The organism is Streptomyces pilosus (assembly GCF_014649835.1).
GTDB classification, from domain to species: Bacteria; Actinomycetota; Actinomycetes; order Streptomycetales; family Streptomycetaceae; genus Streptomyces; species Streptomyces pilosus.
Window position 1 is genome coordinate 302,555 of the sequence record NZ_BMTU01000002.1, and the last position, 24,616, is coordinate 327,170.

The following is a 24,616-nucleotide window of genomic DNA, read 5'->3' on the forward strand; positions in this document are numbered from 1 at the left end:
AGTGCGGACGAGCCAGGAGAGGGACCCGGTGCGCGCGGCGATCGAGGGTGAGCTGCGGCTCATGGACCCGGCGGTGCGGTCCTCCCGTACCGAGGTCGTGCGCCTGCTGGATCCGGAGTTCACCGAGGTGGGCGCCTCGGGCCGGCGCTACACGTACGAGGAGATGGTCGCCGAGCTGCACGACCAGCCGGGCAGTTCGGCGGACGGGCCTGTCCACGAGCCGTCGGGGATCACCGGGATGCTCCTGGCCCCCGGGCTGGTGCACCTCACGTACGAGACCCGCTTCGGCGGGCGCCGGGCCCTGCGCAGCTCCCTGTGGCGCGAGCGCGACGACCGCACCGGCTGGCGCATGTACTACCACCAGGCCACGCCGGCCCCCTGAGGCGCGCGATCGACGGCGCACGGGGACCGGGGGCGAAGCCCTCGGTGGCGGGACGGGCAGGGGCGGCGGGAGCGAGGGACTCGCACCCCGTCGTCAGCGCTCCAGCAGCATCCGCTGCAGCTCCCGCGCCGCGCGGGGCGGGGCCACGTCACTGCGGTGGGCCAGGGCGATGGCCCGGTGCAGCCCCGGCCGCGCCAGCGGAGTGACCCGCAGTCCGTGCCCCGACCGCGCGGCGACCATCCGCGGCACCACCGCCACCCCCAGCCCCGCCCGCACGAATCCCAGCACCGCGTCCATCTCCCCGCCCTCCACCGCGAACTCCGGCTCGAAGCCCTCCGCCCGGCAGGCCGCCACCGTCAGCTCCCGCAGGTCGTAGCCGTGCCGGAACATCACCAGCCGCTCACCCTCCAGATCGGCGATCCGCACCGTGCCCCGGCCCCGCCCCGGCCGCGTGGCGTCCGGCGACGACACCACCACCAGGTCCTCCCGCAGCAGCTCCACCGTGGTCAGCGCGGGCGACGGCGTCGGCAACGGCAGCACCACCAGGGCCAGGTCCAGCGCGCCCCGCGCCAGCTCCCGCACCAGGTCGTGCGAGCCGCCCTCCTCGATCAGCAGACGCACACCCGGATACCGGTCGTGAAAGGCGCGCAGCACGTCGGGCAGCAGGCCGGTGCACAGGCTCGGCGTCGCCCCCAGCCGCACCCGCCCGCCGCGCAGCTGTGCCACCTCCTGCACCTCGTGCCGCGCCGTCTCCGTGTCGGCCAGGATCCGCCGCGCCAGCGGCAGCAGCGCCTCGCCCGCGTCGGTCAGCGTGATGTTCCCCCGTGCCCGCCGGAACAGGTCCGCCCCCAGCTCCCGCTCCAGCGCCTTGATCTGCTGGGAGAGGGACGGCTGTGCGACGTGGACCAGTTCGGCGGCCCGGGTGAAGTGCCGGGTCTCGGCGACCGCCACGAAGTACTGGAGCTGCTGGAACTGCATACAGCCACCATAGCCCCTGCCTATCAAAACAAGGCGGACCATGTCTTGGACCGATGGGGCCTTCCGGCCCTAGCGTCTGATGCCATGGCTCTGGCAACGCGGACGGACCGACGACCGTCCATGGCACGCACCGTGTGGAACTCGACCGTCGGCAAGAAGACAGTGATGGCGGTCAGCGGCCTCGTCATGCTGCTCTACCTGGTCGCCCACATGATCGGGAACCTGAAGATCTTCTTCGGGGCAGGGGAGTTCAACCACTACGCCCACTGGCTGCGCACGGTCGGCGAACCGTTCATGCACTACGAGTGGACGCTCTGGCTGATCCGCGTCGTCCTCGTGGTCGCGGTGATCGCGCATGCCGTCTCCGCCTACCAGCTCAGCCGCCGCGACATCAAGGCGCGCCCCAGCAAGTACGTGCACAGGAAGCCGCGGGCGAGCTACGCCACCCGCACCATGCGCTGGGGCGGGATCATCCTCGCCCTGTTCATCGTCTGGCACCTCCTCGACCTGACCACCGGAACCGTGCACTCCGGTGGATTCGAGACCGGAAAGCCCTATCAGAACGTCGTCGACACCTTCTCCACCTGGTACGGCAACACCATCTACGTCGTCGCGATGATCGCCGTCGGCCTGCACATCCGGCACGGCTTCTGGAGCGCGGCCCAGACCCTCGGCGTCGGCAGCCGCACCCGTGACCGCGCCCTGAAGACCACCGCCAATGCCCTCGCGCTGCTGCTCACGGCCGGCTTCCTCGCCGTCCCCGTGGGCGTCATGACCGGAGTGGTGAGCTGACCATGACCTCCTACACCGCCTACACGACCGGCGAGCCCGTCGCCGACACCAAGGCCCCCGCGGGCCCGGTCCACGAGCGCTGGGACAGGCGCCGCTTCGAGGCCAAGCTGGTCAACCCCGCCAACCGGCGCGGCAAGACCGTCATCGTCGTCGGCACCGGCCTCGCGGGCGGCTCCGCCGGCGCCACGCTCGCCGAACAGGGCTACCACGTGGTCCAGTTCTGCTACCAGGACTCCCCGCGCCGCGCCCACTCCATCGCCGCGCAGGGAGGCATCAACGCGGCGAAGAACTACCGCAACGACGGCGACTCCGTCCACCGGCTGTTCTACGACACCGTCAAGGGCGGCGACTTCCGCTCCCGCGAGTCCAACGTCCACCGCCTCGCGCAGATCTCCGTCGAGATCATCGACCAGTGCGTCGCCCAGGGCGTGCCCTTCGCCCGCGAGTACGGCGGTCTCCTGGACACCCGCTCCTTCGGCGGTGTCCAGGTCTCCCGCACCTTCTACGCCCGCGGCCAGACGGGCCAGCAGCTCCTCCTCGGCGCCTACCAGGCGCTCAGCCGGCAGATCGCCGCCGGCAACGTCGAGATGCACCCGCGCACCGAGATGCTCGACCTGATCGTCGTCGACGGCCGGGCCCGCGGCATCGTCGCGCGCGACCTGATCACCGGGAGGATCGACACGTACTTCGCGGACGCCGTCGTCCTCGCGAGCGGCGGCTACGGCAACGTCTTCTACCTGTCGACGAACGCCATGAACTCCAACGCCACCGCGATCTGGCGGGCGCACCGGCGCGGCGCCCACTTCGCCAACCCCTGCTTCACCCAGATCCACCCCACCTGCATCCCGCGCACCGGTGACCACCAGTCCAAGCTCACCCTGATGAGCGAGTCGCTGCGCAACGACGGCCGGATCTGGGTGCCCAAGGCCAAGGGCGACACCCGCCCGGCCGACCGGATCCCCGAGGACGAGCGCGACTACTACCTGGAGCGCATCTACCCCTCCTTCGGCAACCTGGTGCCCCGCGACATCGCCTCCCGGGCCGCCAAGAACGTCTGCGACGAGGGCAGGGGAGTGGGCCCCGGGGGCCAGGGCGTCTACCTGGACTTCGCCGACGCCGTCAAGCGCATGGGACGTGAGGCGGTCGAGGCGAAGTACGGCAACCTCTTCGACATGTACCAGCGCATCACCGACGAGGACCCGTACCGGGTGCCGATGCGCATCTACCCCGCCGTGCACTACACGATGGGCGGACTGTGGGTCGACTACGACCTCCAGACCACCGTTCCGGGCCTGTTCGCGATCGGTGAGGCCAACTTCTCCGACCACGGCGCCAACCGGCTAGGAGCCTCCGCGCTGATGCAGGGCCTGGCCGACGGCTACTTCGTCCTCCCGGCCACCATCAACGACTACCTGGCCCGCAACCCGCACCAGGACGCGGTGACCGACGGGCACCCGGCGGTGCAGGAGGTGGTGGCCGAGACCCAGGACCGGCTGCACCTGCTCCTGTCGGTGGACGGCGACCGCACCCCCGACTCCTTCCACCGCGAGGTCGGCGAACTCATGTGGGAGTTCTGCGGCATGGCGCGCACCGACTCCGGGCTGCGCAAGGCCCTGGAGCGGATTCCGCAGATCCGCGAGGAGTTCTGGCGCCGCATCAAGGTCCCCGGCACCGGGGAGGAGTTCAACCAGTCACTGGAGAAGGCCAACCGCGTCGTCGACTATCTGGAGCTCGCCGAGCTGATGTGCCTCGACGCGCTGCACCGCTCCGAGTCCTGCGGCGGCCACTTCCGTGAGGAGTCGCAGACCCCGGACGGCGAGGCCGCCCGCAGGGACGACGCCTTCTCCTACGTGGCCGCCTGGGAGTTCACCGGCACCGGCGAGGCTCCCGTCCTGCACAAGGAAGACCTGGTCTTCGAGTACGTCCACCCCACCCAGCGGAGCTACGCATGAAGCTCACCCTGCGCGTCTGGCGGCAGAAGAACGCCGACGCCGACGGCGCCATGTCCACGTACGAGGTGGACGGCATCTCTCCCGACATGTCCTTCCTGGAGATGCTCGACACCCTCAACGAGGAACTCATCCTCAGTGGCGAGGACCCCGTCGCCTTCGACCACGACTGCCGCGAGGGCATCTGCGGCGCCTGCTCGCTGGTCATCAACGGCGACGCCCACGGGCCCGAGCGCACCACCACCTGCCAGCTGCACATGCGGTCCTTCGCGGACGGCGACACCATCGACGTCGAGCCGTGGCGGGCGTCCGCCTTCCCGGTCGTGAAGGACCTGGTGGTCGACCGGTCGGCCTTCGACCGCATCATCGAGGCGGGCGGCTACATCACCGCGCCCACCGGATCCGCGCCCGAGGCCCACGCCACACCGGTGCCCAAGCCGGACGCCGATTTCGCCTTCGAGCACGCGGAGTGCATCGGGTGCGGGGCGTGCGTCGCGGCCTGCCCCAACGGGGCGGCGATGCTGTTCACCTCCGCGAAGATCAACCACCTGAACGTGCTGCCGCAGGGGGCTCCCGAGCGCGAGACGCGGGTCCTGGACATGGTGGCGCAGATGGACGAGGAGGGGTTCGGCGGCTGCACCCTCGCGGGGGAGTGCGCCACGGCCTGCCCCAAGGGGATCCCGCTGACCTCCATCACAGGGATGAACAAGGAGTGGCTGCGGGCCACGCGCAAGGCCGGCAGGCGGTAACGCCTCCGCACCAGGGCACGCCCCGCGCCCGCGGGGCGCACCGGACGTTCGCCGGAGGTGCGGACGGACGGGGCCGGGAGAGGTGCTCCTCCCGGCCCCGTCCCGCGCGGCCGGGAGCGGTGCTCCTGCCGGCCCGTCCCGCGCGGTCGCTCCCGGCATTCAGCATCTCCACATCCGCACACCCGGCTCCGGTCACGTACCGGCCAACCCGGCTCGGGACAACGGGGGTGTCCCCACTCCCGCTCCGGTGCGTGATCAGGAGAGAGCCATGACCGGCGTACTGACCGTCGCCCAGCCCCCGCGGCCCACCGCCCCCGTCCGCTACACCGTCACCCTCGCCCGCGACGAGGAGCAGGTGCGGGCCGCCCAGCGCCTGCGCCACGACGTCTTCGCGGGAGAGATGGGCGCCCTGCTGTCCGGCTCCGAGCCGGGCCTGGACGCCGACCCCTTCGACGCCTACTGCGACCACCTGCTGGTGCGCGAGGAGGCGACCGGGCAGGTCGTCGGCACGTACCGGCTGCTGCCGCCCGAACGCGCGGGCATCGCCGGACGGCTCTACGCGGAGGGCGAGTTCGACCTGTCGGCGCTCGACGCGATGCGGCCGTCGCTGGTCGAGGTCGGCCGCTCCTGCGTGCACCCGGACCACCGGGACGGCGCCGTCATCGGCCTCATCTGGGCGGGCATCGCCCGCTACATGACCGACCGCGGCCACGGCTGGCTGGCCGGCTGCTGCTCCGTCCCGCTCGCCGACGGCGGCGCGCTCGCCTCCGCCGCCTGGGACCGGGTGCGGACCGGGCATCTGGCGCCCGAGGAGTACCGGGTGCGTCCGCTGCTGCCCTGGCGACCGCGGAACACGGCACCCGCCGTGGCCCCGGCCGGGCTTCCCGCCCTGCTGCGCGGCTACCTCAGGCTCGGCGCCTGGGTCTGCGGGGAGCCCGCGCACGACGTGGACTTCGGGGTGGCCGACTTCTACGTGCTGCTGCCGATGGACCGCGTCAACCCCCGCTACCTGCGCCACTTCCTCTCCCTCGCCCCCGCCCCCGTTCCCGTCCGGTGAGCGTCTGGCTGCCGGGCGCGCCGTGCACGCCCCGGGGCTGCGTGGACCGCACGGCGAGCGTGGCGTCCGCACTGCCGGCCGTGCTGCGGCTGGCCGCGGTCGGGCTGCTGCTGTTCGCCGGGACGGCGCTGCTGCCGTTCGGGCGGTGGATCCCGGCCGGCCCGGTGCGCCGGTGGTGCCGGTGGCTCGTGCGGGCGGCCGGGGTCCGGGTCCGTGTCGTCGGCGCCGCCCCGCCCACCGGCGGGCTGCTGCTGGTCGCCAACCACATCTCGTGGCTGGACGTCCCCCTGCTCACCGCGGTCCGCCCGGCACGGCTGCTGGCCAAGTCCGAGATACGGCGCTGGCCCGTCGCGGGAGCCCTGGCCGCCCGGGCGGGCGTGCTGTTCATCGACCGCGACCGGTTGCGGGGCCTGCCGGACACGGTCGCCGCGCTCACCGGGATCCTGCGCGCCGGTGCGGCGGTCGCGGCCTTCCCGGAGGGCAGCACCTGGTGCGGGCGGGGCCGGGGGGAGTTCCGCCGCGCGGTGTTCCAGGCCGCGCTGGACGCCGGGGTCCCGGTGCTGCCGGTCCGCATCCGTTACCGGAACGGACGGGGCGCACCGGCCACCGCGCCCGCCTTCGTCGGCGACGACACCCTGCTCGCCTCCCTGTGGCGGGTGGCGTCGGCCCGTGGCGTGACGGCCGAGATCGAGGTGGAGCGCCCCATCCCGCCGGGGCGTCACGCCGACCGCCGCGCCCTGGCCCGTGCGGCACAGCCGCCGGGCGCACCGGGTCACCGCCCGCCTCCCGTGGACGGGCACCACGAGTGAGCACTGTCGAAAATTCAGTGCTTTTTGTGCCATTTGGTCCGTTTTCTGGCCCCTGATCAGGAGAACCGGGGAGCAGAGACCCCCGAAAGGAGGGTGATGGAAGATGATCACCCGCGATGAGATCTCGATCCTGCTGGATCACCCCGTGTACGACGGGGACGGCAACAAGATCGGCGACGCGAAGCACGTCTTCCTCGACGACGCGAGTGGACGCCCCGAGTGGGTGACCGTCAAAACGGGCATGTTCGGATCCAGCGAGTCGTTCGTCCCCATGCGCGACGCCGCGCTGGTGAAGGACCACCTCGAGGTCCCCTACCGCAAGGACAAGGTCAAGGGCGCTCCCAATGTCGACATCGACGCGGGCGGCCATCTGTCGGTGGACGAGGAGCAGCGCCTGTACGAGTACTACGGCATCAACTGGGACTCCGTCCTGACCGACCCCGGGGAGCACGACCGGGGGACCGGCACGGGCACGGCGGACACGGGCACGGCGGGTGCCGCCGGGGCCGCGGGCGCGGCTGGTGCGGCCGGAGCCGCCGCCAGGCCGGGCGGGGCCGCCGGAACGCCCGGGGCCGCGGGAGGCGCGGGCCACCGCGCCGAGGCCCGCACCGGACCGCGCGACGACGCCATGACCCGCTCCGAGGAGCAGATGCACGTCGGCGTCGAGCGCCGCGAGGCCGGACGGGCCAGGCTGCGCAAGTACGTGGTCACCGAGGAGGTGCAGCAGACCGTGCCCGTGCGCCACGAGGAAGTGCGCGTGGAGCGCGAGCCGATCACGGAGGCCAACCGGGGCGAGGCCATGGAGGGCCCGGAGATCTCGGAGGCCGAGCACGAGGTCACCCTGCACGAGGAACGTCCCGTCGTGACCACCGAGACGGTCCCGGTGGAACGGGTCAGGATGACCACGGAGGAGAAGTCGGAGGACACGACGGTCCGCGGCAGCGTCCGCAAGGAGCGCATCGAGGCCGAGACCGAGATGGACGAGGAGTCCGGGCGCCGGGGCCGCGACGTCCCCGGCAGGGGCAGGGAATGACTCCCTCACCCACCTCGTGACCCCGTGGGCCGGTGACGCGTCACCGGCCCACGGAGCCGTCCCGGAGACCCGCGATCGCGGCCAGCCGCCGGTAGGAGTCCAGCAGTGCCTCCCGGTCGTGGGTGCTGGTGGTGACGAGCACCTCCTGCGCACCCGTCTCCGCGAGCAGCGACTCCAGCCCCCGGGCCACCTCGTCCTCCGTGCCCGCGAGCTGACCGGCCAGCCCGGCCTCGTAGAATCCGCGCTCCTTCGCCGTCATGGCGAGCGACTCGACGCGCTCGGCGGGCGGCAGCGGCGGGAATGTGCCGTGCGTGCGGGAGTACGCCATCGACCAGGCCTCCGGCACCAGCAGCCGCCGGGCCCGCTCGGCGGTGGCGGCCACCGCGACCGTGCCGGAGACGACGACGTACGGTTCGCTCGCCCACCGGGACGGGCGGAAGTGCTCGCGGTAGTGGTCGATGCCGCGCCGCATCCGGTCGCGGTCCCGCAGGTCACCGATGACCATCGGCAGGCCCGCTCGGGCCGCGACGGCGGCGCCCTCGCCCATGGCCAGCATGAAGGGTGGCACGGTGAGGCCCTCGGACGGCCGTGCGCGCACCCCCGTGGGGGAGGTGCCCAGGAACCAGCCGAGCAGTTCGTCGAGCTGCCCGGCGAAGTCCTCCGCGTCGCCCTTGCCGCGGCCCAGCGCCCTGCGCACCCCGTCGGTGAAGCCGACCGAACGCCCCAGCCCCATGTCGACGCGCCCCGGGAACAGCGATTCGAGCACCCCGAACTGCTCGGCCACGACGAGCGGCCGGTGGTTGGGCAGCATGACCCCGCCGGTCCCGACGCGGATCGTCCGGGTCGCGCCGGCCACGGCGGCGGCCAGCACCGTCGGCGCGGAGCCGGCCACCCCGGGCACGCCGTGGTGCTCCGACACCCAGAACCGGTGGTAGCCGAGCCGCTCCGCCTCCCGCGCCAGCGCGACGGTGTCCCGCAGCGCCTCGGGGGCGGTGTGCCCCTCACGCGTGCGGCTGCGGTCGAGGACGGAGAATCGGGCGGAGGCGATGACGGAGCTCATACCGGGTTCAACACCCGCCCGCCCGCGGGATTCCGCCCGGCCGGTGTCTAGAGTGGCGGTGTGACCGACCGTGACGAGCGGCCGCTGGCCGTGTTCGACCTCGACAACACCCTCGCCGACACCGCGCACCGGCAGCACTTCCTGGAGCGCCGGCCGCGCGACTGGAACGCGTTCTTCGCCGCGGCGCCCGCGGACCCGCCGCTGGCCGAGGGCATCGCGCTGGTGCGGGAGAGCGCGCGGGAGTGCGAGATCGTCTACCTCACCGGGCGCCCCGAGCGCTGCCGGCGCGACACGCTCGACTGGCTCGCCGCGCAGGGGCTGCCCGAGGGCGCCGTGCACATGCGCGGCAACGCCGACCGCCGGCCCGCCCGGCACACCAAGCTGGCCGTCCTGCGCCGTCTCGCCCGCACCCGGGACATCCGCGTCCTGGTGGACGACGACGAACTGGTCTGCCTGGACGCCCGGCGGGCCGGTTTCACCGTCGTGCAGGCCCGCTGGACGGCTCCGTCCGGGGAACTGAAGGACGCTCAGGAGCGCGAGGGGCGGACCTGAGCCGCACGGCCCGGGCCGCACGGCCCGGCGGTGGCCCCGCTCAGTCCGTCTCCTCCAGGCGGAAACCGACCTTGAGCCCCACCTGGTAGTGGGCGACCCGCCCGTCCTCGATCTGGCCGCGCACCTGGGTCACCTCGAACCAGTCCAGGTTGCGCAGTGTCTGCGACGCGCGCTCGATGCCGTTGCGCACGGCCTGGTCGACGCCTTCGGGCGACGTGCCGACGATCTCCGTGACCCGGTAGGTGTGGTCCGACATGCTGCCGCTCCTCTCCCCGGGGGCCGTCCGGCCGCACCGGGTGCCGCTCCTGTCACACGTCACTCCACGGTGCCCCACCCCGCGGCGGAGCGCGAGATGTCGGCCCCGTCCGCCTGACGGCTTGACCTACTCATTGGTCCATACCAAGATGCTGAGCACCCGCCCGAGCATCCGCTCGCCCCCCACGTCGGGCCCCGCCCTGTCCGTCAGACAGAAACAGGACCCCACGTGAAACGCCGTCTGCTCGCCCTCGCCTGTGTGTCCGCCACCCTGCTCAGCGGCTGCGGACTGGTGCCCGGCAGCGAACCGGAACGGCAGACGGTCACCGTGTGGGTGATGCAGCACAGCGCGTCGCAGGAGTATCTGGACCGCTTCACCGAGGAGTTCGAGCGCGAGCACACGCAGATCGACCTCGACGTCCGCGTCCAGGAGTGGACCGGCATCGGCGAGAAGGTGCAGCAGGCGCTGGAGACCGCCGACCCGGGCGGCCCCGACGTCATCGAGGTCGGCAACACCCAGGTCGCCACGTACGCGGAGGGCGACGGACTGCTCGACCTCACCCTTGAGTCGATGCGGGACTGGGGGCGCGACGAGTGGCTGCCCGGCCTCGCCGAACCCGGCCGGTGGGGCTCCCAGCAGTACGGCATCCCCTGGTACGCGGCCAACCGCGTGGTCGTCTACCGCAAGGACCTCTTCCGGGAGGCGGGCATCACCGCGCCGCCGAAGACCCGCGACGAGTGGCTCACCCTCACCGAGAAGCTCGACACCGGCGACGACCAGGGCATCTACCTCGCCGGTCAGGACTGGTACACGCTGGCCGGATTCATCTGGGAGGAGGGCGGCGAACTCGCCACGGAGCGGAACGGCGTGTGGCGCGGCACCCTCGACAGCCCGGAGGCGCTGCGCGGCATGGACTTCTACCGCCGGCTCCAGGCACTGGGCGACGGACCGGTCGACGCCGACGAGGAACACCCCCCGCAGGCCGGGGTGTTCGCCGACGGCCGGGTCGCGCAGATCGTGGCCGTGCCCGGGGTGGTGCGGGCCGTCCTGAAGCAGAACCCGGAGCTGGAGGGCAAGTTGGGCTACTTCCCCGTCCCCGGCAGGACGGCCGGCACCCCGGGCGCCGTCTTCACCGGCGGCTCCGACCTCGTCGTGCCCGCCAACACCGACGCCAGGGAGGCCGCGATCGAGGTGGTGGCGGCACTCACCGGCAAGCGCTGGAACACCGAACTGGCCCGCACCATGAACTACGTCCCCAACAAGACCTCCCTCGCCGGCGCGGTGGCGGAGGAGGAGGGGATCGCGGCCATGGCGGCCGGCGCCGCACAGGGCCGGGCGACCCCCGGAACACCCCAGTGGAGCGCGGTCGAGGCGGACAACCCGATCAAGGAGTACATGACGAAGGTGCTCCGGGGCGCGGACCCGGCCAGGGAGGCCGAACGCGCCGCCGAGCGCATCACCGAGGCCCTGGCCTTCGACTAGGGCCCGGCGCGTGCCGACCCGCTCAGCGTGCCGTACTCAGGGACAGCGCGAACCGCCGCTCCTCGTCCGTCCACCAGCGGGTCAGCTCCAGTCCCGCCGAGGCCAGTTCCGTACGCACCCCGTCCTGGCGGAACTTCGCCGACACCTCGGTGCGCAGGTCCTCGCCCGCCGCGAAGTCCACGACGAGCCCCAGGGCGGGGATCTTCACCGTCTGCGCCGTACGGGAACGCAGCCGCATCTCGATCCACTCCCGGCCGGCGTCCCACACCGCCACGTGGTCGAAGGCGCCCGGATCGAAGTCCGCGCCCAGCTCCCGGTTGATGACGGACAGGACGTTCTTGTTGAACGCGGCCGTCACCCCGGCCGCGTCGTCGTACGCCCGGACCAGCACCTCCTCGTCCTTCACCAGGTCGGTGCCCAGCAGCAGGGCGTCGCCCGGGGTGAGCAGGGCGCGGACGGAGGCGAGGAACGCGGCGCGCTCGGCGGGCAGCAGATTGCCGATGGTGCCGCCGAGGAACGCCACCAGCCGCGGCCCCGGAGTGGCGGGCAGCACCAGCCGGGCGGTGAAGTCGGCGATCAGCGCGTGCACGTCGAGCCCCGGCCGCTCGGCGGCCAGCGCCTGCCCCGCCCTGGTGAGCGCGCTCTCGCTGACGTCGACGGGGACGTACGCGCGCAGGTCCGTCAGCGCGTCGATCAGGTAGCGCGTCTTCTCCGAGGACCCGGAGCCCAGTTCGACCAGGGTGCGGGCCCCGGACGCCTCGGCGATCCCATCGGCGCGGGCGCGCAGGATCTCGCGCTCGCAACGGGTCGGGTAGTACTCGGGCAGCGCGGTGATCTCCTCGAAGAGTTCACTGCCCCGGGCGTCGTAGAACCACTTGGGCGGCAGCGTCTTCGGGCTGCCGGTCAGGCCCTCGCGGACGTCGGCGCGCAGGGCGGCGCCGGTGGTGTCCTCGGGCAGGGTGCGGGTGAGGTGGAACGGACTCACGTAAGGGGCTCCCTCGATGGTGCGGGCGCGTTGGCGGACGTCAGGGCGTCGCCGGGCTCCTTGAGCGGGGTCAGCAGGACGTCCGTACGGCTCGCGGCGAGCAGCGTGCGGTCGGGGACCTCCCGCCAGTGCGGGTCGTCGTCGTAGGGCTCGGACGCCACGACGGTGCCGCCGCCGGTCCGGGTGAGGTACCACAGCGTGTCGCCCCAGGCGGTCGCGGTGACGGTGTCGCCGTTGGTGAGCAGCAGGTTGAGCCGGGCGCCCGGGGCCGCCGCGGCGATGTCCAGGACCGTGTCGGCGAGCGCCTGGCCCTCCTCGTCGCCGGCCCGCAGCCGGGCCAGCACCAGCGCCCACACGAACGCCGAGTCGTTGCGCGCCTCCAGCGACAGCAGGTCCTCGGCGGGCAGGGCGGTGACCAGGGACGCGAGCGAGCCCGGCCAGCCGGGCACCGCCCCGTTGTGGCTGAACAGCCAGGTGCCGGCCGCGAACGGGGCCGCCGCGGCCTCCGCGTCGGCACCCGACAGCGTGGCGTCCCGCACCGCGGCCAGCAGCGCCCGGGTGCGCACGACACGGGCCAGGTCCGCGAACGACAGGTCCGCCCAGACGGGACCGGCCCTGCGGTACCGGGCCGGCACCGGATCGTCCTGCGCGTACCAGCCCACCCCGAACCCGTCGGCGTTGACCGTTCCGTACCGCTGCCGCCGGGGCGCCCAGGACTGCCGGTACAGGCCGTGCGGCGGCGCCACCAGCAGCTCGCCCAGCGAGACCTGCGGCCCCACGTAAGCTACATGACGGCACATCAGACATCCCCCGAGCGTGCCGTGCGGAACCCGGAGAAGATCTGCCGCCGCACCGGCAGGTCCCAGTTGCGGAAGGTGCCCCGGCAGGCCACCGCGTCCACGGCGAACGAACCGCCCCGCAGCACCTTGTACTCCGGCCCGAAGAACACCTCCGAGTACTCCTTGTACGGGAACGCCCGGAAGCCGGGGTAGGGCAGGAAGTCGCTGGCCGTCCACTCCCACACGTCCCCGATCAGCTGCCGAACGCCGAGCGGCGACTCACCGGCCGGATAGCTCCCCGCCGGCGCCGGACGCAGGTGCCGCTGGCCGAGGTTGGCGTGACCGGGCTCCGGGTCGGCTTCGCCCCAGGGGTAACGCATCGAGCGGTCGCCGGCCGGGTCGTGGCGAGCCGCCTTCTCCCACTCGGCCTCGGTGGGCAGCCGGCGCCCGGCCCAGCGGGCGTAGGCGTCCGCCTCGTACCAGCACACGTGCAGCACCGGCTCGTCGGGCGGCACCACCTCGGTGACACCGAACCTGCGCCGCAGCCACTGTCCGCCGTCCCGGCGCCAGAACAGCGGCGCGGTGACGGAGTTGCGGCGGATGTGGGCCCAGCCCTCGGCGGTCCACCAGCGGGGCTCGTCGTAACCGCCGTCCTCGATGAACGCCTGGTAGGCGGAGTTCGTCACCGGCGTGGTGTCGATGTGGAAGGGCGCCACCTCCCGCCGGTGCGCGGGGCGTTCGTTGTCCAGCGCCCACGGCTCGTCCGAGGTGCCCATCGTGAACGGGCCCCCGGGGACGAGCACCTCCGCCGGGCCCGTGTACAGCGGTACCGGGTCCGGGTCCGGGGCGGTGAGGGCCCGCGGCCCCCTGCGGAGCTGGTGGGTGATCAGCATCGTCTCGTCGTGCTGCTGTTCGTGCTGGGCGATCATCCCGAACGCGAAGCCCGCCTCGGTCAGCCGCGTCCCGTGGAACGCCGCCCCCTCCAGCACGTCCAGCGCCCGGCCGCGCACGTCGGCGGCGTACCGGCGGGCCTCCCGCGGCGGCAGCAGCGGCAGGCCGGGACGCTCGGCCCGCGGGTGCTCGAAGGCGTCGTACAGACCGTCGATCTCGGGCCGGATCGCCTCGTGGCCGGCGACGGCCCGCAGCAGCCACTGCTCCTCCTGGTTGCCGATGTGGGCCAGGTCCCACACCAGCGGGGACATCAGCGGCGAGTGCTGTGCGGTCAGGTCGGCCTCCTCGACGCAGCTGGTGAGCAGCGTCGTGCGGTCCCGCGCGGTGATCAGCGAGGCGACCGCGCGCTCGCGCAGGGCCTCGGCGTCGAGGGCGGGGTCGGTCATGAGGGGGTGTCCTTCCCGTGCGGGGAGTGGTGACGAGGGCGGCCGCCGGCCGTGGCGCGCAGGGTTTCGAGCAGGTCGTCGGCGGGGCAGCGGCCCCGGGCGACGTAACGGTCCCGGTACGCCTCCACCGCGTCGACGACCACCCGGCCGGCGCCGAGGCGGGGAAGGGCGCGCAGTGCGGCCGCGAAACAGCCGGCGGCCACCTCGCGCAGTTCCGGGTCGGCCAGTCCCACCCGGGCCGCGTCCCGCCACAGCGCGTTGTGCGGGGCGGGCAGGCCGTGCGTCCGCTCGGCCAGCGGTTTCACCGCGCGGTAGGCGGTCTCGGTGGCCTCCGGATCGTCGAACAGCGCCGTCGTCACCGCCAGCGGCACGATCCAGCCGTCGTCCCCCGGCTGCGCGTCGATCATGCGCAGCTCCAGGTGCCCGCGCGGCCGGACCGGCGGGAACAGGGTGGTCGCGTGGTAGTCGAGGTCCTCCCGGGTGGGCGGGCGCGGAGCGCCGGTCCTGATCCACTCGCGGAAGGTCAGGTCGCGGGGCACCTGCCACGGGCCGCCGTCGTCGCGCACGCACATGACGGGGGAGTCCAGTACGTGCCGGGCCCACGCCGCGCGCGGGTCGGTGTCCAGTGCGGGTCCGCCCGCCCGGCCGGTGCCGATCTGCTCCCAGCGCAGCTGCCGCGTGGACAGCCAGCCGGTCGGGCGGCCGTCGGCGAAGGGAGAGTTGGCGAACGCGGCGACCAGGACCGGGCCCAGCCGGTGCGCGAGCCACCAGCGCCGCACGTGGCCGAGGGGCCCGGGCTCCTCGTACCCGGCGTCCAGGCACACCTGCACGGAGGCGGAGGCGCGCATCATGGCGCGGCCCGCGGGGCCGCCGCGGTCGAGGCAGTCCTCCATGGCGTCGTACCGCGGTTCGCGCAGGAAGCGCGGGGGTGTCCGCCAGGGGTCGTGGCCGAGACCGGCGAGGACCAGGCCGTCCCGGCGGAGCACCGCGCGGACGGCGTCGAGGTCGGCGGAGACGGTGCCGACGCACTCCATCAGGGAGGCGGCGGGCGGCGAGCTCAGCTCCAGTTGGCCGCCGGGTTCGACGGTGAGCGCCGACCTCAGGGGCACCGTCCGTACGGCGGCGTGGGCGGCCGCGAGGCGCTCGGGGGACACGGGGAGCCGCGGGTCCCGCAGCTCGTGGACGAGCCATTCCACCTCGACACCGAGGCGGCGCGGCGGTCCGGTCTTGAAGCAGATGCCCCGCACCAGGGCGTCCACCTCGGCTTCGGTGACGGTTCGTGGCTGCGCACAGCCGTCTGACGCATCGGACATGTGAGGGATCCTCCTGAGATTCCACCATGTCGCCGACCCGGACCCTCGTCGGTCCCGGCCGGCACCAACCCGTCCACCCAAAACCTTCGCGCCGCCGGGCACAAGTGCGCCTCGCGGGCGTACCGGTTCACCCGTCCTTCCCTCCGGCCCGCTCACCGGGGCTTCCGCGCCCGGGGGGCCGGGCCTTCGCGACGCGGGGAAACTCCGTTGCGCCGCATCACCAGCATCGCTCAGGATGCGTGCATGAGCACGACGGGGGAGATCGCGCGGCGCGCGGACACGGCGGCTACGGGGGTGGCGCCGTGAGCGCGCGCCTGCGGGAGATCGCCCGGGAGACCGAGGGGATCGTCGCGGCGGGGGGCTATCGCGCGCCCGGTGGGCACGAGGTGTCCCTCGCGGCGCGGATCGACGCGGCGCGGGACGGCACGCGGACGTACGGGCCGGAACCGGTCGCGGTCCCGGCGTTCCGACCGGCCGTCACGCGGTTCGAGGTCACCGGTGAGAGCAGCTTCGAGGCCGCCCGCCGGCTCGCCGGTGCCACGGCCGTACTGAACTTCGCCTCCGCCCGGAATCCGGGCGGGGGATACCTGAACGGCGCCCAGGCCCAGGAAGAGGCCCTGTGCCGGGCGTCCGCGCTGTACACCTGCCTGCGGCGGGCGCCCGGCTTCTACGACCACCACCGCGCCCACCGCGACCCGTTCTACACCGACCGGGTGATCCACTCACCGGCCGTGCCGGTCTTCCGCGACGACCGGGGCCGACTGCTGGACGTGCCCTTCACGGCCGGGTTCCTCACCTCGCCCGCGCCCAACGCGGGCGTCGTCCTGCGCACCGCGCCGGAGCGGGCGGGCGAGCTGCCGCACGCCCTGGGGGCGCGGGCCGGACGGGTGCTGGAGACCGCCGCCGTCCACGGCTACCGGCGGCTGGTGCTGGGCGCCTGGGGCTGCGGGGTGTTCCGCAACGATCCGGCGCAGGTCGCGGCGGCCTTCCGCACCCATCTCGCGCCGGGCGGCCGGTTCGCCGGGGCCTTCGAGCACGTCGCCTTCGCGATCCTGGACCGCACCCGGGAGGGCACCGTCCGTGCCGCGTTCGAGCGGACCCTCGCGGACCTGCTGTCCGGGCCGCCGGGGGTCAGCTCCAGCCGTACCGCTCCCGCAGCCGCTGACGTACGAGGTTGAAGCGCATCCGGTCCAGGGCGCACGCCTCGCGGCGCATGCCGTCGTCGTGCAGCCGCAGCACCCGGTCCACGGCCACCCACGAGTCGCGGCCCGACCGGTCCCACGGCCCGCTGCCGATCGGCACCCACTCCCGGGCGCTCCCCCCGGCCGCGGGCCGCCTGCTGGACAGCTGGACGGCGAGCACCGTCCCGCCCGCCTCCCGGGCGACGACGAGCACCGGACGGTCCTTGCCCCGGCCGTCGTTCTCCTCATAGGGCACCCAGGTCCAGACGATCTCCCCGGGATCGGGGTCGCCGTCGTGTGCGGGCGCGTACTCGGTGCGCACCCGGCCCACCTCACGGGGCTCGGCCTCGACGGTGGCGGACGGGCCGTGGCGGCCGGGGGCGTCATCAGGGGTGAAGGCGGTCACAGCCGTACCGTACGGCACGGCGGGGACGCTCCCACGGGGTGCCCCGGCCACCGCCCGAGCGGGGACGGGACGCTCAGCCGGGTGTGCCCGTGAGTTCGCGGCCCGTGACCATCTCGGCCTCGATGCGGACGAACACGCCGTCGTGCATGGGCATCCAGGACCGCGGTCCGGTCCGCAGCAGACGTTCGTGCTCGGCCGGGTCGGTGATCACGGCGGCCCGGCCCGTGACCACCACGCTCCAGCCGGCCCGGCGCTCGGCCCGGAAGTCGTCGGCCTCGAAGGCGACCACCACCCCGTCGATCGCCCGCACCAGTTCGGAGGCCGCGGAGGTGCACAGCACCACGGAGGAGTCCGTGTCCAGGGAGAAGTTCAGGGGCAGGACCGCCGGCAGCGCCTGCCGGGTGTAGACGACGCGACCGACCGGCGCCTTGGTCAGCAGGCGCAAACACTCCTGCCGGTCGAGCAGGCGGAAGCCATCGGTATGGATCATTCGTCCATCGTCGGTGCCACGACCCGGCGCGGCTAGGGCCGGACGGCCCTGATGGCGGGTGCCTCGGGGCCTCGTGCCGTCTCCACGGCGGAACATGTTCGACTCGCTTCCCCGGTGGAACCCTGGACGCATGGGCAAGACCGCGCTGACCGTCATCGACATGATCAACACCTACGACCATCCGGACGCCGAGCAGCTGATCCCCTCCGCCGAATCGGTCGTACCGGTCGTCTCCGGCCTGCTGAAACGCGCGCGGGAGCAGGACGTCCCGGTCATCTACGTCAACGACAACTTCGGCGAGTGGCGCTCCCACCACGGTGAGCTGCTCGACAAGGCCCTGTCGGGACCCCACGCGCAGCTCGTGGAGCCGCTGCGGCCGGACGACTCCTCCCTCTTCGTGGTCAAGGCCCGCCATTCGATCTTCTTCGAGACGCCGCTGGGCTACCTGCTCAACCAGCAGGGCATCGACCGGCTCGTGCTCTGCGGCCAGGTGACGGAGCAGTGCGTCCTGTACTCCGCGCTCGACGCGCACATCCGGCACCTCGACGTGATCGTTCCCCGGGACGCCGTCGCCCACATCCACGCCGATCTGGCGGACGCCGCCCTGCGGATGATGGAGCGCAACATGGGGGCGCGGGTGTGCGCCGCCGACGAACTGTGGACCTGACCCCGGCGTCGTACGGACCGGGGGACGTCCGCCCCCCGAGCGGTCCCGCCGGTCCGCCGCGCGAGCTCCGTCCCTACCTGGACGAACTGGTGCGCCGCATCCGTGCCGTCTGCGGCCCCCGCCCGGTGAGCGTCCTGGCCGTCGGATCCGTCGCGCTCGGCGACTACCGGCACGGGCGCAGTGACGTCGACGTGACGGTGGTGGTCGAGGGCTCGCTCCCGCACCGGGAGCGGGCCGAACTGGCCGCCCGGCTGGTTCATCCCGCCCTGCCCTGTCCCGCGGCGGGCCTGGAGCTGGTCGTGTACCCGGCCGCCTTCACCGCCCGCCCGTCCGGCGACGCCGGCTACCTGATGGATCTCAACACGGGACCGTCCCTTCCCGAACGGGTCAGCTACGACCCCGGGGAGTCGCCCGCGTTCTGGTACGTCCTGGACCGCTCCGTCGCCCGTCAGTGCGGCCTCTCCCTGGCCGGCCGGCCGGTGCGGGAGGTGATCGCGGCGCCACGGCGTCCCGCCGTGCTCGCCGCGCTGCGCGCCTCGGTGCGCGAGCACGCCGGGGGCGAGGGGCACGTGGCCGACAACCGGGTGCTCAACGGCTGCCGCTCCGTGGTGTACTGCCGCACCGGTCACTGGTACGCCAAGCGCGGGGCGGCGGAGATCGTGGCGGCCGCCGAGGCGGGCTTCCGGCCACTGATCTCCGACGCGTTGCGCAGCTTCTCGCGGCCCCGTGAGTCGGCGCTCGCGCTGCCCGGCGCGCGGGTGCGGGACTTCCTGGGCTGGGTGGCGGACCGGGTGGACGAGAGCGTCGAGGCGGAGGTCGGGGACGGCGTCCGCGCCGAGGACGCCGATCGGCCCGGTGGCGGCGGTTAACCACCTCGACAGTCACCGGGCGGGACGTCTACGCTCTTCCGCGCGGCATCGCGTGCCGGTCACCGACCGGGTGAGGCATGGAGGCGCCGCGGATGCCCGTGGAGGCATTGCACCGTGTCAGTCGAGTTCAACCACACCATCGTGCTCACCCGTGACCGGGAGAGGTCCGCCCGTTTCCTCGCCGAGATCCTCGGACTGGAGGTCGGAGAGCCGGCCGGGATGTTCCTCCCGGTGACGACCGCCAACGGCGTCACCCTGGACTTCGCCACCGTCGACATCGACATCCCGGTCCAGCACTACGCGTTCCTCGTCTCCGAGGACGAGTTCGACGCCGTCCTCGGCCGGCTCGTGGCCGGCGGGGTCCCGCTGCAGGCCGACCCGCACGGCAGGCACCCTCGCCGCATCAACCGCAACGACGGGGGGCGCGGCGTGTACTTCCCGGATCCGTCCGGTCACGGGCTGGAGGTCATCACCCGGCCCTACGGGAGCGAGCCGGAGTCACCGCTGAACGGGGTCACCGAGGTGGTCGCCGGGGCGGTCTAGGCGGCAGGGGAGGGGCGGTGGGGTGTGTTCACCATCCCGACGCCCCTCCCGTCTCCCCGGCGGCGCTGCACCCCGGACCCCCGGCTCCCGGAACTCCCCGGAGGGGTGCTTCCCGGGCTGGAGGGCGCGGGCGCTTCGGGTGCCGGGAAAGGGGTACGCGGGAGGCATGCGGTTCCGTGATCGCCGGGAGGCCGGGCGGGAACTGGCCGCGCTGCTGCGGGAGCGGCAGGACGCTGGAGCCCTGCCCGACCCGGTCGTGCTGGCGCTGCCCCGGGGCGGTGTCGCCGTGGCCGCCGAGGTCGCCGGGACGCTCGGCGCGCCGCTCGACGTCCTCGTCGTACGGAAGGTCGGCGCCCCCTTCCACGAGGAGTTCGGGGTCGGCGCGATGGCCGGTGACGGGGTTCCGCTGTACGACGCCGAGGCCCTGCGCGGCCTGGGCCTGGACGAAGCCGATCTCGCGCCCGTCGTCGACCGGGAGCGCGCGGAGCTGCGCCGCAGGGAACGGCTCTACCGCGAGGGCCGGCCCGCCCCCGAGGTGCGCGGGCGGACCGTGGTCGTCGTCGACGACGGGCTCGCGACCGGTTCCACCGCCCGGGCCGCGCTGCGCTCCCTGCGCGCCGTCGGCCCCGGCCGGCTGGTGCTGGCCGTCCCGGTCGGCTCGCCCCAGGGCGTGGCGGCGATGCGGGCCGAGGCCGACGAGGTGGTGTGTCTCCACGAGCCCACCGCGTTCATGTCCGTGGGCCAGTGGTACGACGAATTCGGCCAGCTCACCGACGAGGACGTCCTGGGCGCGCTGCGCGCCGGGCGGGCGTAGCCGGGTCCGCCGTCCCCGCCCTGCCGTCCCCCCCCGCTGACCGCGGGGCCCTCAGACGACGGCGTCCGCGCGCAGGGCCTCGATCTCCTCGGGGCCGTGACCCAGTTCCGCCAGGATCGCGTCCGTGTGCTCGCCCACGGCGGGCACCGGGTCCATGCGGGCGGGGACGCCCGCGAGGTCGGCCGGCGGGAGCAGGGCCTCCACCGTCGCCCCCGGCACCGCGACCTCGCGCCGGCGGCCGCGGGCGGTGAGCACCGGATGGTCGAGGAACGCCGCGACGTCGTTGACCCCGGCGCAGGCGATGCCGATCGACTCGAGTTCCTTCAGCAGCTCCTCCGCGCCGTCGCGGGCGAAACGCTCCGCGATGACCGCGTTCAGCTCGTCCCGGTGCGCCACGCGGTCCGAAGCGGTCGCGAACCGCGGATCGCCGGCCAGCTCCGGCCGGCCGAGGAACCGGGCGCACAGGACCACCCACTCGCGTTCGTTCTGGACCGAGAACAGCACCTCGCGGCCGTCCGCCGCCGGGTAGGTCCCGTACGGGGCGATGGTGGCGTGCTGGGTGCCCAGGCGAGGGGGCTGGCTGCCGCCGTAGCGGGTGTAGTAGGCGGGCTGGCCCATCCACTCGGCCAGCGCCTCGAACAGGGACACCTCCACCGGATGGACCGTGCCGCTGGTGGCACGGGTGTAGAGGGCGGTCAGCACACCGCTGTACGCGTACATCCCGGCGGCGATGTCGGCGACGGAGATCCCGGTGCGTGCGGTCTCCTCCGGTGTGCCGGTCAGGGACACCAGGCCCGTCTGGCACTGCATCAGCATGTCGTAGGCCTTGCGGTCCGCCCACGGGCCGCTCGTGCCGTAGCCGGAGATCGTGCAGGGGATCAGCCGGGGGTGGCGGCGGGTCAGCTCCCCGGTCCCCAGACCGAGCCGGCCGGCGGCGCCGGGTGCGAGGTTCTGCACGAACACGTCGGCGTCCGCGAGCAGCCGGTGCAGGATCGCGCGGCCCCGCGGGTCCTTCAGGTCCAGGGTGAGGGACTCCTTGGAGCGGTTGATCCACACGAAGTAGCTGGAGTGGCCGTGGACGGTGGTGTCGTAGCGCCGCGCGAAGTCGCCCTCGCCCGGCCGCTCCACCTTGATCACACGCGCGCCCAGGTCGGCCAGCTGACGGGTGGCATAGGGCGCCGCCACCGCCTGCTCCACGCTGACCACCGTCACCCCGGACAAGGGGAGTCCCCGCACGTCCACGCCTTCCCGCCGGTTTCCGGAACACCGCCCGACGATTAGTACGGCGGGGGCGGCCGCCTGTCAACGGCCGCCCGGTCCGTTCACCGGCCGGTCCGGCCGGACGGGGCGTCGGCCGGACGGCTGCGCGACACGACGCGGGAGCCGCGCCCGTCGACCGCGCGGACCTGGAGAGAGCCGCAGCCGCAGCGGGTCCACACCGTGCTGCCCGACCCGGTGCCGTGCCGGGACACCACCCGGAACGGCTCGGCGTCGTCCGGCCACCCGCAGTACGGGCAGCGGGTGGCGGTCGTCCCCGTGGCGCCGGTGGTGCCAGTGGTGCCGGTCATGATGACTCCTCGGTTCCTCGACGGCTCGGTCCGTGCGGGTCGTCGCGACACAGCCAGGGTGCGTCGGCACATCCGTACACGTCCAGGTTGACTTTCCGCACCTCACCGTGAAGCGTGAGCTACATGATCGATCTGCGCCGGCTGCACGTCCTCAGGGCGGTCGCCCACTACGGCACGGTCACCGCGGCGGCCCGTGCCCTGCACTTCACCCCGTCGGCGGCCTCCCAGCAGATCCGTCAGCTCGCGCGCGACCTGGACGTCGTCCTCCTGGAGCCGCAGGGGCGCGGGGTACGGCTCACCCCGGCCGCCGAGAGCCTGCTGGCGCACGCCGACGCCATCGAGGCGCGCTGGGACCAGGCGGAGCAGGACCTGCGGGCCGGCCGCGACGCCCCGGCGGGCGTCCTGCGCGTGACCGGCTTCCCGGTGGCCGTCTCGGTGCTGCTGGCACCGATGGCCGCCCGGCTGCGCGAGCGGCACCCGCGGCTGTCGGTGCGGATCACCGAGGCGGCCGTCGGGCGGAGCTTCGACCTGCTCTTCGAAGGGGCCGTCGATCTGGCCGTGGTGGAGGCCACGCCGCTCGATCCTCCGCCGGGCGACGCCCGGTTCGACCGGCAGCCGCTGCTGGACGACCCGTTCGACCTGGTGGTCCCGGCCGGGCACCGGCTGGCCGGCGCCGAGCGGATCGACCTCGCCGAGGCGGCACGCGAGCCGTGGATCGCGCCGGCGCCGGAGATCCCCTGCCGGCTGCACGTCATGTCGGCCTGCGGCGCCGCCGGTTTCGCCCCGGACGTCGTCCACCACGCCCACGACTGGAACGCGATCGCCCATCTCGTGGCCCACGGACTGGGCGTCGCCCTGATCCCGCGCCTGGCCCGTCCCGCCCCGGACCTGCCGATCGTCCGGGTGCCCTGTGCGGGCGACCCGCACCGCGCGCTGCTGACCTGCACCCGTGCCGGCGGCCACGCCCGCCCCGCGGTGGACGCCGCCGTGCGCGAACTGGGTGAACTGGCGCGGGCCGCGGTCGCCTGAGCAACCCCGGCCGACGGGCGGACGGTGCCGTGCGCCGGCCACGGAGCGAGACGGCGCGGAGGGGCCGCGGTCCTCAGGACCGCGGCCCCTCCGCGCCGCGTGGCCGGCGTCCCGCCGGTGGAACGGCGGGTGCGGGACCGGAGGCCGCGTGCCGCCGCCCCGGGGGGTGGGTCAGGCGGCCGTCGGCCGGTCGAGCAGGATCTGCAGGCGGCTGATGACGTCGGTCAGCTGCTCGGTGACCTCGGCGTCGTCGGCGGGGTGGGTCTCGGCGAAGCGGGTCACCGAGCCGGGGATGGACAGCTTGATGTCCTCGATGACCTTGCCGCCGGCGATGCCCACGGCCTTGCGGGCCTCGTCCTGCGCCCAGACGCCGCCGTACTGGCCGAACGCGGTGCCGACGACGACGACCGGCTTGCCGCCGATGGCGCCGGCGCCGAACGGGCGGGAGAGCCAGTCGATGGCGTTCTTCAGGACGGCCGGGATCGTGCCGTTGTACTCCGGCGTGAAGAGCAGCAGCGCGTCGGCGCCGGCGGCGGTCTCCCGCAGCTTGGCGGCGGCGGCCGGGACGCTGCCCTCGACGTCGATGTCCTCGTTGTAGAAGGGAATCTCGGCCAGACCCTCGTAGAGGGCCACCTCGGTGCCGGCGGGCGCGAGCTTCACCGCGGCCTCGGCGAGCTGCCGGTTGTGCGAACCGGAACGAAGGCTGCCGACGAGGGCGAGGATGCGAACAGACATGACGAAACTCCTGGGGGGGATGAGAACGAGGCCTCGATAATCCGGACCGGGGTCCGGTTTGTAGTTGTAGCACTCCAACCGGACCCCGGTCCAGTTTCTTCCCGATGCTTTACGCTGGCTTCATGTCCGCCGCGACGCCGCCCGTCCCCAGGCCCCAGGAGCCCGTCGAGCCGCAGGAGTTGTTCCGGCTCGGCACCGACGCCGACGAGCCCTGCCTGCGCGCCGACGCCGCCCGCAACCGCGCCCGGTTGCTGGAGGCGGCCGCCCGGCTCGTCGCCGAGCGCGGGGCCGACGGCATCACCATGGAGGAGGTGGCGGCCGCCGCCCGCGTCGGCAAGGGGACGGTCTTCCGCCGGTTCGGCGACCGCACCGGGCTGCTCACCGCGCTGCTCGACCACTCCGAGAAGAAGTTCCAGGCCGCTTTCCTCAGCGGCCCCGCGCCGCTCGGCCCGGGAGCGCCCCCGGTCGACCGGTTGCGGGCGTTCGGTCTCGCCATGCTCCGCCGCACCGCGGACGAGCTGGAACTGCAACTGGCCGCCGAGGCGGACGCCGGACGCCGCTACACCGTGGCTCCCCGCCGGGTGCTGCGCCACCACGTCACCCTGCTGCTGCGCGAGGCGGTCCCGGACGCGGACTGCGAGCTCCTGGCCTACACGCTGATGGCCCAGCTCGACCCCGCCCTGGTCCACCACCTGGTCCGCCAGTGCGGCATGCCGCCGGAGCGTCTCGAAGCCGCGTGGACCGACCTGGTCGACCGGGTCACGGGTTCCGCCGCCGCCCGCTGACACTCCCCGGCGCCCA

At 73.7% G+C, this 24,616-nt stretch carries 28 protein-coding genes; 16 read left to right on the forward strand and 12 right to left on the reverse strand.

Annotated features, from left to right (window positions below; all coding sequences use genetic code 11):
• Window positions 1–61 precede the first annotated feature (61 nt).
• On the forward strand, window positions 62–382 hold the full coding sequence (locus IE118_RS06250; RefSeq protein ID WP_189556957.1) for a nuclear transport factor 2 family protein: 321 nt from the start codon (window positions 62–64) through the stop codon (window positions 380–382).
• A gap of 93 nt (window positions 383–475) precedes the next feature.
• Here IE118_RS06250 and IE118_RS06255 read toward each other — a convergent pair whose 3' ends face one another.
• On the reverse strand, window positions 476–1,360 hold the full coding sequence (locus IE118_RS06255) for a LysR family transcriptional regulator (RefSeq protein WP_189556264.1): 885 nt from the start codon (window positions 1,358–1,360) through the stop codon (window positions 476–478).
• Between the two features lie 120 nt (window positions 1,361–1,480).
• Here IE118_RS06255 and IE118_RS06260 point away from each other — a divergent pair, with 120 nt between their 5' ends.
• The 6 genes from IE118_RS06260 to IE118_RS06285 all read left to right on the forward strand — a co-directional run bounded on the left by IE118_RS06260 (window position 1,481) and on the right by IE118_RS06285 (window position 7,749).
• Window positions 1,481–2,152 carry a succinate dehydrogenase gene (locus tag IE118_RS06260; protein ID WP_189556265.1) on the forward strand — a complete coding sequence of 224 codons (672 nt, stop codon included), beginning with the start codon at window positions 1,481–1,483 and terminating at the stop codon, window positions 2,150–2,152.
• Between the two features lie 2 nt (window positions 2,153–2,154).
• Entirely contained in the window at window positions 2,155–4,104 is a 1,950-nt protein-coding gene (locus IE118_RS06265) for a fumarate reductase/succinate dehydrogenase flavoprotein subunit (RefSeq protein WP_189556266.1), read from the forward strand.
• Window positions 4,101–4,850, forward strand: a complete 750-nt coding sequence (locus tag IE118_RS06270) for a succinate dehydrogenase/fumarate reductase iron-sulfur subunit (protein ID WP_189556267.1) — start codon at window positions 4,101–4,103, stop codon at window positions 4,848–4,850. Before IE118_RS06265 ends, IE118_RS06270 begins: the two co-directional genes overlap by 4 nt.
• Before the next feature lie 268 nt (window positions 4,851–5,118).
• Entirely contained in the window at window positions 5,119–5,907 is a 789-nt protein-coding gene (locus tag IE118_RS06275; RefSeq protein WP_189556268.1) for a GNAT family N-acetyltransferase, read from the forward strand.
• Entirely contained in the window at window positions 5,904–6,716 is an 813-nt protein-coding gene (locus IE118_RS06280) for a lysophospholipid acyltransferase family protein (RefSeq protein WP_189556269.1), read from the forward strand. Before IE118_RS06275 ends, IE118_RS06280 begins: the two co-directional genes overlap by 4 nt.
• Window positions 6,717–6,819: 103 nt before the next feature.
• Complete coding sequence (locus IE118_RS06285; protein ID WP_189556270.1) at window positions 6,820–7,749, forward strand: DUF2382 domain-containing protein; 930 nt, start codon at window positions 6,820–6,822, stop codon at window positions 7,747–7,749.
• Window positions 7,750–7,789: 40 nt separating this feature from the next.
• Here the strand turns inward: IE118_RS06285 and IE118_RS06290 are convergent, their stop codons facing one another.
• Complete coding sequence (locus tag IE118_RS06290) at window positions 7,790–8,809, reverse strand: LLM class flavin-dependent oxidoreductase (protein WP_189556271.1); 1,020 nt, start codon at window positions 8,807–8,809, stop codon at window positions 7,790–7,792.
• Window positions 8,810–8,869: 60 nt separating this feature from the next.
• Between IE118_RS06290 and IE118_RS06295 the strand changes: the two genes are divergently transcribed.
• On the forward strand, window positions 8,870–9,361 hold the full coding sequence (locus tag IE118_RS06295) for a phosphatase domain-containing protein (protein WP_189556272.1): 492 nt from the start codon (window positions 8,870–8,872) through the stop codon (window positions 9,359–9,361).
• 40 nt (window positions 9,362–9,401) lie between these two features.
• On the opposite strand, the gene IE118_RS06300 is transcribed toward IE118_RS06295, so the two are convergent.
• Window positions 9,402–9,617: a dodecin gene (locus tag IE118_RS06300; RefSeq protein ID WP_189556273.1), complete on the reverse strand. Its 216-nt coding sequence runs from the start codon at window positions 9,615–9,617 to the stop codon at window positions 9,402–9,404.
• A gap of 228 nt (window positions 9,618–9,845) precedes the next feature.
• Here IE118_RS06300 and IE118_RS06305 point away from each other — a divergent pair, with 228 nt between their 5' ends.
• Window positions 9,846–11,099 (forward strand): extracellular solute-binding protein, encoded by a 1,254-nt coding sequence (locus IE118_RS06305; RefSeq protein ID WP_189556274.1) that lies wholly within the window; start codon window positions 9,846–9,848, stop codon window positions 11,097–11,099.
• Window positions 11,100–11,121: 22 nt separating this feature from the next.
• On the opposite strand, the gene egtD is transcribed toward IE118_RS06305, so the two are convergent.
• The 4 genes from egtD to egtA are packed head-to-tail and all read right to left on the reverse strand — an operon-like array spanning window position 11,122 to window position 15,513.
• On the reverse strand, window positions 11,122–12,084 hold the full coding sequence (gene egtD / locus IE118_RS06310) for an L-histidine N(alpha)-methyltransferase (protein ID WP_189556275.1): 963 nt from the start codon (window positions 12,082–12,084) through the stop codon (window positions 11,122–11,124).
• Window positions 12,081–12,884, reverse strand: coding sequence for an ergothioneine biosynthesis protein EgtC (egtC, locus tag IE118_RS06315; protein ID WP_189556276.1), 804 nt, complete (start codon window positions 12,882–12,884; stop codon window positions 12,081–12,083). Before egtC ends, egtD begins: the two co-directional genes overlap by 4 nt.
• A complete protein-coding gene (gene egtB / locus IE118_RS06320; RefSeq protein WP_189556277.1) occupies window positions 12,884–14,200 on the reverse strand; it encodes an ergothioneine biosynthesis protein EgtB in 1,317 nt (438 codons plus the stop codon). Before egtB ends, egtC begins: the two co-directional genes overlap by 1 nt.
• On the reverse strand, window positions 14,197–15,513 hold the full coding sequence (egtA, locus tag IE118_RS06325; RefSeq protein WP_189556278.1) for an ergothioneine biosynthesis glutamate--cysteine ligase EgtA: 1,317 nt from the start codon (window positions 15,511–15,513) through the stop codon (window positions 14,197–14,199). The genes egtB and egtA overlap by 4 nt, the downstream gene beginning before the upstream one ends.
• Window positions 15,514–15,815: 302 nt before the next feature.
• Between egtA and IE118_RS06330 the strand changes: the two genes are divergently transcribed.
• Window positions 15,816–16,691: a TIGR02452 family protein gene (locus tag IE118_RS06330; RefSeq protein ID WP_189556279.1), complete on the forward strand. Its 876-nt coding sequence runs from the start codon at window positions 15,816–15,818 to the stop codon at window positions 16,689–16,691.
• On the opposite strand, the gene IE118_RS06335 is transcribed toward IE118_RS06330, so the two are convergent.
• Together IE118_RS06335 and IE118_RS06340 are read right to left on the reverse strand one after the other, a co-directional pair.
• Window positions 16,645–17,100 carry a type II toxin-antitoxin system PemK/MazF family toxin gene (locus IE118_RS06335; protein WP_189556280.1) on the reverse strand — a complete coding sequence of 152 codons (456 nt, stop codon included), beginning with the start codon at window positions 17,098–17,100 and terminating at the stop codon, window positions 16,645–16,647. The two genes, IE118_RS06330 and IE118_RS06335, sit on opposite strands and share 47 nt — an antisense overlap.
• A 73-nt stretch (window positions 17,101–17,173) precedes the next feature.
• Window positions 17,174–17,590, reverse strand: a complete 417-nt coding sequence (locus IE118_RS06340) for a pyridoxamine 5'-phosphate oxidase family protein (RefSeq protein ID WP_189556281.1) — start codon at window positions 17,588–17,590, stop codon at window positions 17,174–17,176.
• Between the two features lie 130 nt (window positions 17,591–17,720).
• On the opposite strand from IE118_RS06340, the gene IE118_RS06345 reads away from it, so the two are divergent.
• The 4 genes from IE118_RS06345 (at window position 17,721) to IE118_RS06360 (ending at window position 20,483) form a co-directional block, all read left to right on the forward strand.
• On the forward strand, window positions 17,721–18,257 hold the full coding sequence (locus tag IE118_RS06345) for a cysteine hydrolase family protein (RefSeq protein ID WP_189556282.1): 537 nt from the start codon (window positions 17,721–17,723) through the stop codon (window positions 18,255–18,257).
• Window positions 18,248–19,126, forward strand: coding sequence for a nucleotidyltransferase domain-containing protein (locus IE118_RS06350; RefSeq protein WP_229846688.1), 879 nt, complete (start codon window positions 18,248–18,250; stop codon window positions 19,124–19,126). The genes IE118_RS06345 and IE118_RS06350 overlap by 10 nt, the downstream gene beginning before the upstream one ends.
• Window positions 19,127–19,240: 114 nt before the next feature.
• Window positions 19,241–19,669, forward strand: a complete 429-nt coding sequence (locus IE118_RS06355; RefSeq protein WP_189556283.1) for a VOC family protein — start codon at window positions 19,241–19,243, stop codon at window positions 19,667–19,669.
• Between the two features lie 166 nt (window positions 19,670–19,835).
• Window positions 19,836–20,483 carry a phosphoribosyltransferase gene (locus IE118_RS06360; protein ID WP_189556284.1) on the forward strand — a complete coding sequence of 216 codons (648 nt, stop codon included), beginning with the start codon at window positions 19,836–19,838 and terminating at the stop codon, window positions 20,481–20,483.
• A 51-nt stretch (window positions 20,484–20,534) separates the two neighbouring features.
• On the opposite strand, the gene IE118_RS06365 is transcribed toward IE118_RS06360, so the two are convergent.
• Entirely contained in the window at window positions 20,535–21,725 is a 1,191-nt protein-coding gene (locus IE118_RS06365) for a CaiB/BaiF CoA transferase family protein (RefSeq protein ID WP_189556285.1), read from the reverse strand.
• Between the two features lie 80 nt (window positions 21,726–21,805).
• The gene (locus IE118_RS06370; protein ID WP_189556286.1) at window positions 21,806–22,051 is read right to left on the reverse strand and encodes a hypothetical protein; all 246 of its coding nucleotides are present in this window, start codon (window positions 22,049–22,051) and stop codon (window positions 21,806–21,808) included.
• Between the two features lie 123 nt (window positions 22,052–22,174).
• Between IE118_RS06370 and IE118_RS06375 the strand changes: the two genes are divergently transcribed.
• The gene (locus IE118_RS06375) at window positions 22,175–23,080 is read left to right on the forward strand and encodes a LysR family transcriptional regulator (protein ID WP_189556287.1); all 906 of its coding nucleotides are present in this window, start codon (window positions 22,175–22,177) and stop codon (window positions 23,078–23,080) included.
• A gap of 171 nt (window positions 23,081–23,251) precedes the next feature.
• Here IE118_RS06375 and IE118_RS06380 read toward each other — a convergent pair whose 3' ends face one another.
• Complete coding sequence (locus IE118_RS06380) at window positions 23,252–23,815, reverse strand: NADPH-dependent FMN reductase (protein WP_189556288.1); 564 nt, start codon at window positions 23,813–23,815, stop codon at window positions 23,252–23,254.
• Between the two features lie 122 nt (window positions 23,816–23,937).
• On the opposite strand from IE118_RS06380, the gene IE118_RS06385 reads away from it, so the two are divergent.
• Window positions 23,938–24,600: a TetR/AcrR family transcriptional regulator gene (locus IE118_RS06385; protein ID WP_189556289.1), complete on the forward strand. Its 663-nt coding sequence runs from the start codon at window positions 23,938–23,940 to the stop codon at window positions 24,598–24,600.
• Window positions 24,601–24,616 lie beyond the last annotated feature (16 nt).